Annotated in this window: 5 protein-coding genes and 1 pseudogene; 1 reads left to right on the top strand and 5 read right to left on the bottom strand. The window is 70.6% G+C overall.

Features of this window, described 5'->3' with window-relative positions:
* Positions 1-536, bottom strand: a pseudogene (locus T398_RS16810) (right-handed parallel beta-helix repeat-containing protein); the annotation flags it as partial.
* Positions 537-825: 289 nt separating this feature from the next.
* Between T398_RS16810 and T398_RS16805 the strand changes: the two are divergent.
* Entirely contained in the window at positions 826-1722 is an 897-nt protein-coding gene (locus tag T398_RS16805) for an EI24 domain-containing protein (RefSeq protein WP_496448054.1), read from the top strand.
* Here the strand turns inward: T398_RS16805 and T398_RS16800 are convergent.
* The 4 genes from T398_RS16800 to T398_RS16785 form a co-directional block, all read right to left on the bottom strand.
* Positions 1658-2548 carry a GNAT family N-acetyltransferase gene (locus T398_RS16800; protein ID WP_496448052.1) on the bottom strand — a complete coding sequence of 297 codons (891 nt, stop codon included), beginning with the start codon at positions 2546-2548 and terminating at the stop codon, positions 1658-1660. The genes T398_RS16805 and T398_RS16800 overlap by 65 nt on opposite strands.
* Positions 2549-2706: 158 nt before the next feature.
* On the bottom strand, positions 2707-3714 hold the full coding sequence (locus tag T398_RS16795) for a LacI family DNA-binding transcriptional regulator (RefSeq protein WP_496448050.1): 1008 nt from the start codon (positions 3712-3714) through the stop codon (positions 2707-2709).
* Between the two features lie 45 nt (positions 3715-3759).
* The gene (locus T398_RS16790; RefSeq protein ID WP_496448049.1) at positions 3760-5160 is read right to left on the bottom strand and encodes a GH1 family beta-glucosidase; all 1401 of its coding nucleotides are present in this window, start codon (positions 5158-5160) and stop codon (positions 3760-3762) included.
* 72 nt (positions 5161-5232) lie between these two features.
* Entirely contained in the window at positions 5233-5994 is a 762-nt protein-coding gene (locus tag T398_RS16785; RefSeq protein ID WP_496448047.1) for a maleylpyruvate isomerase family mycothiol-dependent enzyme, read from the bottom strand.
* Between the last annotated feature and the right edge of the window lie 6 nt (positions 5995-6000).

Raw genomic sequence — 6000 nt, 5'->3', positions numbered from 1 at the left:
TTGATGGTGAGGATGCGGAACTGGTTGGTGGTGGCGGCGCGTTCGATGGTGGTGTGTTTGTTGCCGTTGAGGGTGATGGGGGTGGTGATGGCGGGCAGGCCGGCGCCGTCGAGGTCGGCGGTGAGCAGGTAGGTGCAGTTTTTGGTGAGGTTGAGGGTGGCGCCGCCGCGGGCGTTGGCGAGGGTGATGGCGGCGATGAGGGCGTCGGCGCCGCAGGGGACCGGGATGCCCTTCTCCGTCTTCTCTTTGTCCTTGCTCTTCTTCCCCTGGTCTTTGCTGTCGCCTTGGTGGTTGTTGGGGGGTTGGTTGGCGTTCTGGGGGTGGTCGCCGGCGGTGGTGGTGCGGGGTCGTTCGACGGCGTTGGCGTTGTTGTTGTTGTTGTTGCTGCTGTTGCTGCTGGCGTTGGCGGCGGGGGTGAGGCCGGCGGTGGTGAGGGCGAGGCCGGTCACGCCGGCCAGGCCGACGGCCCACCGGCGTCGTCGTCGCGCTGCTGCCTGGCTTGCGCCAGGAGATCTGGTGTGGTGTTGGTGCTTCATCGCGGTGTCGATCTCCTTCCCCGTGTGGTGAGGAGCTGCCAGCGCCGGGGCGGACCGGGCATGGTGCTTCTCGGCTACCAGGCGGGTGGTAGCAGCCGATTCGGACGTTAGGGCTAGGAAAGCTGCGAATGAACATGAACACGAAAAAACCCACGAAACTGGGTGAAAGGGACGTGTGTTGGTCCGGGGGAGGGGGTGCGTAGTGTCCGCGAGCTGCCGGACCTCGGCAGACCGGGCGGAGATCGCTGGCTAACCCGGGTGGAACTCGGCGTGGCTAGGCTCGGCGAGCATGAACGCATCCCCCGCTTTCGCCGCGCCCCTGACCGGGGCGGCCGGCCGATTCTTCGCCGGTGTCGGCCTCTTCCTGCGTGGCATCGGCCTCTACCTCCGCAACCCCGGCCTGATGCTGCTCGGCGTCCTACCAGCCCTGATCTCTGGAGTGTTCTTCGTCGCCGCGTTCGGTGCGCTCGTCTACTTCGTGGACGATCTGGCCGCGGTGATCACGCCGTTCGCCGACGACTGGTCCGCCGCCGGGCGAGGTCTGACGCGGGTAGCCGCCGGCTTGGCGCTGCTCGGGCTGGGTGGCCTGCTCACGGTGGTCGCGTTCACCGCCGTCACACTGGTCATCGGGGACCCGTTCTACGAGAAGATCTCCGAACGGGTCGAGGACGGCCTCGGCGGTACGCCCAACGCGGTGGACGTGCCGTGCTGGTCGTCGCTGCGGCACAGCATTGTCGACTCACTGCGGCTGGTGGGGTTGGCGGTGCTGCTCGGCGTACCCCTCTTTGTCGCCGGTTTCATCCCGGTGGTCGGTCAGACCGTGGTGCCGGCACTCGGTGCGACCATCGGCGGCTGGCTCCTCGCGGTGGAACTGGTCGGCGCCCCCTTCTACCGGCGTGGGCTGCGGTTGTCCGACCGGCGGGCCGCCCTCCGGGCCGACCGGCCGACCGCACTCGGCTTCGGGGTGGCGGTGTTTGTCAGCTTCCTGATCCCGCTCGGCGCCGTGCTGCTCATGCCGGCGGCCGTCGCGGGCGCCGCTCTGCTGGCCCGCCGCGTGCTCGGTCAGCCGATCACCGTCGGGCTGACCGGGGCCGACCAGGACGGCGGGAACGCGCCGTCGCTCAGCTCACCTCCCGGAGACAACTCCACTGGGTGGCGACCGGCCGGTAGCCGAGACGTTCGTTGATCGCGAGCATCGGCTTGTTCGCCTCGTCGTTGCCGGTGTACGCGACCGTCACCCCGCTGGCCGCGGCCCGGTGTAGGGCACCCAGCTTCGCCGCCGTCGCGAGCCCTCGCCCCCGGTGCTCCGGCCGGGAGGCGGTGAAGTCCGACCACATCCGCGAACCGTCCCGTTTGACCAGGCTGATCGCCGCCAGGACGCCGTTGACCTCGACGCCGGTGCTGGCCTCCCGATCCAGGCCGACGTTGTCCCAGGTGTCGGCCCGCCAGTGCTCGTAGCTGAGAGCGTCGACGGCGACGTCCCCCGGCTCGTCGGGGCTGGCGTCGTGCTCCACCTCGTACACCTGGTGTGGGTCAACCTCGGACAGCGGCACCAGCCGAGCGCCCGGGGGGACGGCCGGGAGCGGCAGGTCGGTCAGCCCGAGCACGGAGAAGCGTTCCTCGCGGCTGGGTAGGAAACCGCGCCGCCGAGCGTATGGCAACGACTCGGGTAGCACCCGCCCGCGCAGCAGGGGAAGCCGGAGCGGGGCGAGATGGTCCAGGACGGCGGTCAGCAGCCCACTGCCGAGGCCGTGTCCCCGATACTCGGGGTGGACGTGCAGCAGCGAGATCTCGCCGACGCTTCGGGAAGAACTGGCGTTGCGGAAGGTCGAGACCCAACCGACGATCTCGTCGTCCACCTCGGCGACGAACGCGGTCCAGTGCTGGCCCGGGGCCGGTTGGGAGAGCATCTGGCGGGTTGACGCCACCCCGCGAACCAGGTGCGGAAGTACTCGGGTGCGGAGCGCCACCACGGCGGGCGCGTCGTCGGGCTGCGCGGCGCGGATCCTCACGCGGCGCTCACGCGGCGACCGCCTCGACGCTGGCGTACGCGTACGCGTAGGCGTACGCGTACTCGGCCTCGGCGAGGGCGGAGACGTGGCGGAGTTGGGGCACGAGGTGACGCTAGTACAGTCCCGACGGTTGTTCGATTTGGTTTTCGTCGGTGGGCTCAGCCAGAGTCGCGGAGGATCAGCTCGGTGGGGAGCACCACCGCCGGTTCGATCGGCTCACCGGCCGCGAGACGCAGCAGCTGGCGGGTCATCCGCCGGCCGATCTCCTGGATCGGCTGGCGGACGGTGCTCAGGGGCGGGTCGGTGTATGCGGCGGTTTCGATGTCGTCGAAGCCGATCACCGCGACATCGTCGGGCACCCGTCGCCCTGTCGCGCGTAGTGTCCGCAGGGCGGCGTGTGCCATCAGGTCGGAGGCGGCGAAGATCGCGTCCAGGTCGGGGTGCTCGGCGAGGAGCCGCCGGGTCGCGGCCACCCCCGACTCGCGGGTGAAGTCGCCGTACGCCACCCACTCCGGCAGCCCGGCCGGGGCCATCGCGGCCTGGTAGCCGGTCAGCCGTTCGATCCCGCCCACCATGTCCTGTGGGCCGGCGATGGTGGCGATGCGCCGCCGGCCGCTGTCGATCAGATGTTGGACGGCCCGGTTCACCCCGCCGATGTGGTCAACGTCGACGTAGGGGACCGGGGTGCCGCCGAGCGGCCGGCCGCTGCACACCACCGGAATGCCCAGCCGGGCCAGCCGGCCGGGGAGCGGGTCGGCGCCGTGCAGCGAGGCGAACAGCACCCCGTCGACGTGCCGGCCGGTGGTGTACCGCTCCACCCGCTCGTGCCCGGCCGGCGAACCGGCCAGCATCAGCACCAACTGTTTGTCGGCCGCCTCCAACTCCTGGGCGGTCCCGCGGATGATGCCGGGAAAGTACTGGTCGTCGGAGAAGACCCGGGTGGCCGCCTCCGGCATGACCAACGCCACCGAGTCCGTTCGCTGGGTTACCAGGCTGCGCGCGGCCAGGTTCGGTACGTACCCAAGTTCCGTGATGGCTCGGCGGACGGCCTCGCGGATCGGCTCGGCCACTGTGGTGGAGCCGTTCACCACCCGGGAGACGGTGGCTCGGGAGACACCGGCGCGGCGCGCCACCGCCTCGAGCGTCGGTCGTTGCGCCGTCGTCATCGCCCTCCCCCCGGGGCAGCGCCCGTTCCCGGTTCGACCTCCCGCTCAGAGCCCGTTCCGGGAGATCACCTGGTGGTACCAGCGGGCACTCGCCTTCGGGGTGCGTCGCTGGGTCCGGTAGTCGACGTGGACGATCCCGAACCGTTTCCGATAGCCCTCGGCCCACTCGAAGTTGTCCAGCAACGACCATACGAGATAACCGCGTAGGTCCACCCCACGGGCGATGGCCTCGTGCGCGGCGCGGAGGTGCCCGTCGAGGTAGGCGATCCGGTCGGTGTCGAATACTCCGCTGTCCCCCTCCGTCGCCGGCCGCTCCGGGCCGCCCGGAGGCGTGGCGTGGTCCGGGAAGGCCGCCCCGTTTTCGGTGATCATCAGCGGCACGCCCGGGTGGTCGGTGGCGAGGCGTTCCAGCAGCCGGGTGAGCCCGGCCGGCTCGATCATCCAACCCATGTCGGTCAGCGGTCCAGCGGGCGGCAGGAACTCCACCGCCCCGGCGGTGCCGGGGAACGCCCCGCCACCGCCGGCGCCATCGGGCTTACCAGCGACGTAGAGGGGGGCGTAGTAGTTGACGCCGAGCAGGTCGATCGGGGTGGCGATTACTTTCTCGTCGCCGTCCCGGAGGAACGCCGGCGGCACGATTCGGGCGACGTGCTCCAGCACATCCGCCGGGTACGCGGCCCGGAACAGTGGGTCCAGGAAGATCCGGTTCTGGAGCCCGTCGACCAGGCGTACCGCGGCGGCGTCGGCGGCGCTGACCGCGTCGGCGGGGCGGACGTCGGCCGGGTTGAGCGTGATCCCGACGGTCGCCGCGCCGGCCGCGTGCAGCGCCCGGGCCGCCAGGCCGTGCCCGAGCAGCAGGTGGTGTACGGCGGTGAAGGCGGCGCCCGGGTCCGCGATGCCGGGAGCGTGCACCCCGTTGCCGTAGCCCAGGTACGCCGAGCACCACGGCTCGTTGAGGGTGGTCCAGGAGTCCACCCGGTCACCGAGCCGACCGTGGACGGCGGCGGCGTACCCGGCGAAGTGCTCCGCGGTCTCCCGGGCGGTCCAGCCGCCCCGGTCCTGCAGGGTCTGCGGCAGGTCCCAGTGGTAGAGCGTGACCATCGGGTCGATCCCCCGGGCCAGCAGGGCGTCCACCAGGCGGTCGTAGAAGTCCAGCCCGCGCCGGTTGACCGGGCCGGTGCCGTCTGGCTGGACCCGGGGCCAGGACACCGAGAACCGGTACGTCTGGATTCCCAGCCCGGCCATCAGCTCCACGTCGTCGGCGTACCGGTGGTAGTGGTCGCAGGCGACATCGCCGGTGTGGCCCTGGTAGACCTTTCCCGGTTTACGGCTGAAGGTGTCCCAGATCGAGGGCCCCCGGCCGTCTTCGCGGGCCGCGCCCTCGACCTGGTACGCCGCCGTGGCCGTGCCCCAGCGGAAGTTCGCCGGAAAGTGAAGCGCGCTCATTGGACAGCTCCCTCCGTTCGCGCAGCGTCTCCCGAGGCGTCACCGAATGTCAAGAGAGCGCTCTCCCCGGCCTCAGCTGGTCCGGAGACCAGCCAGGAGCGCGCGTTCGCCCGTCACCGCCAAGGTGTCGAAACTGACCCGCCCCCAGAGCGCGAGCAACAGATCGCTGGCGGTGCCGACGACCTGGACCCGGGCGTGGTGATCGTGGTCATCGAAGATCGTGGCGGTATCCAGCAGGGCGACCCCTTCGCCGCGCAACCGCAGGAACCACTCCTGTCCGGCGTCGGAGGCCGAAAGGTGTACGACTCCGTGCCACTGCCCATGATTCGGACGCCGTCCGGCCGGCAGGCAGGTGTCGAGCACCTCGCTCACCCCGTCGGCAGCGAGTTTCGTCTCGATCGGGTCACCCGCACCGATGGCGAGCTGGGCATCCCAGCGGTGCAGCGCCGTCTCGTGCGCGATCCGGCGAGGCCAGAAGCCGGCCTTCTTCGGCTGCGGTGCCCAGTTCCACGCCGGCGCCTCCACGTCCAGCGCGTCGAAACGCACCAGCAACTCGTCGTACGCCTGCTGCCACAGCTGAAGGTCCGTCTCGCCCGGATCCGGCTCCACCAGCTCGGAGCGGAGGGTCGGCGGGGTAACCGAATTTGCGGACACAGTCCCGTACACCCAGCGGTAGACACTTGCCAGGTGCCGGGTCAGGTCGGTCACCGTCCAGCTGGGACAGGAGAGCACCGGAGCGTCGGCGGGTGCTTCGGCGATCGCCGCGGCGAAGGCCGGCCCTTCCGCCCGCAGCGCCCCGATCCAGAAGTCCTTCGTGCCATGCGTTCTGTTCATCGCCAT

The organism is Salinispora goodfellowii (genome assembly GCF_059570675.1).
Note: the sequence above shows the minus strand (reverse complement) of the source record. Positions and strands in the feature narration are given on the sequence as shown.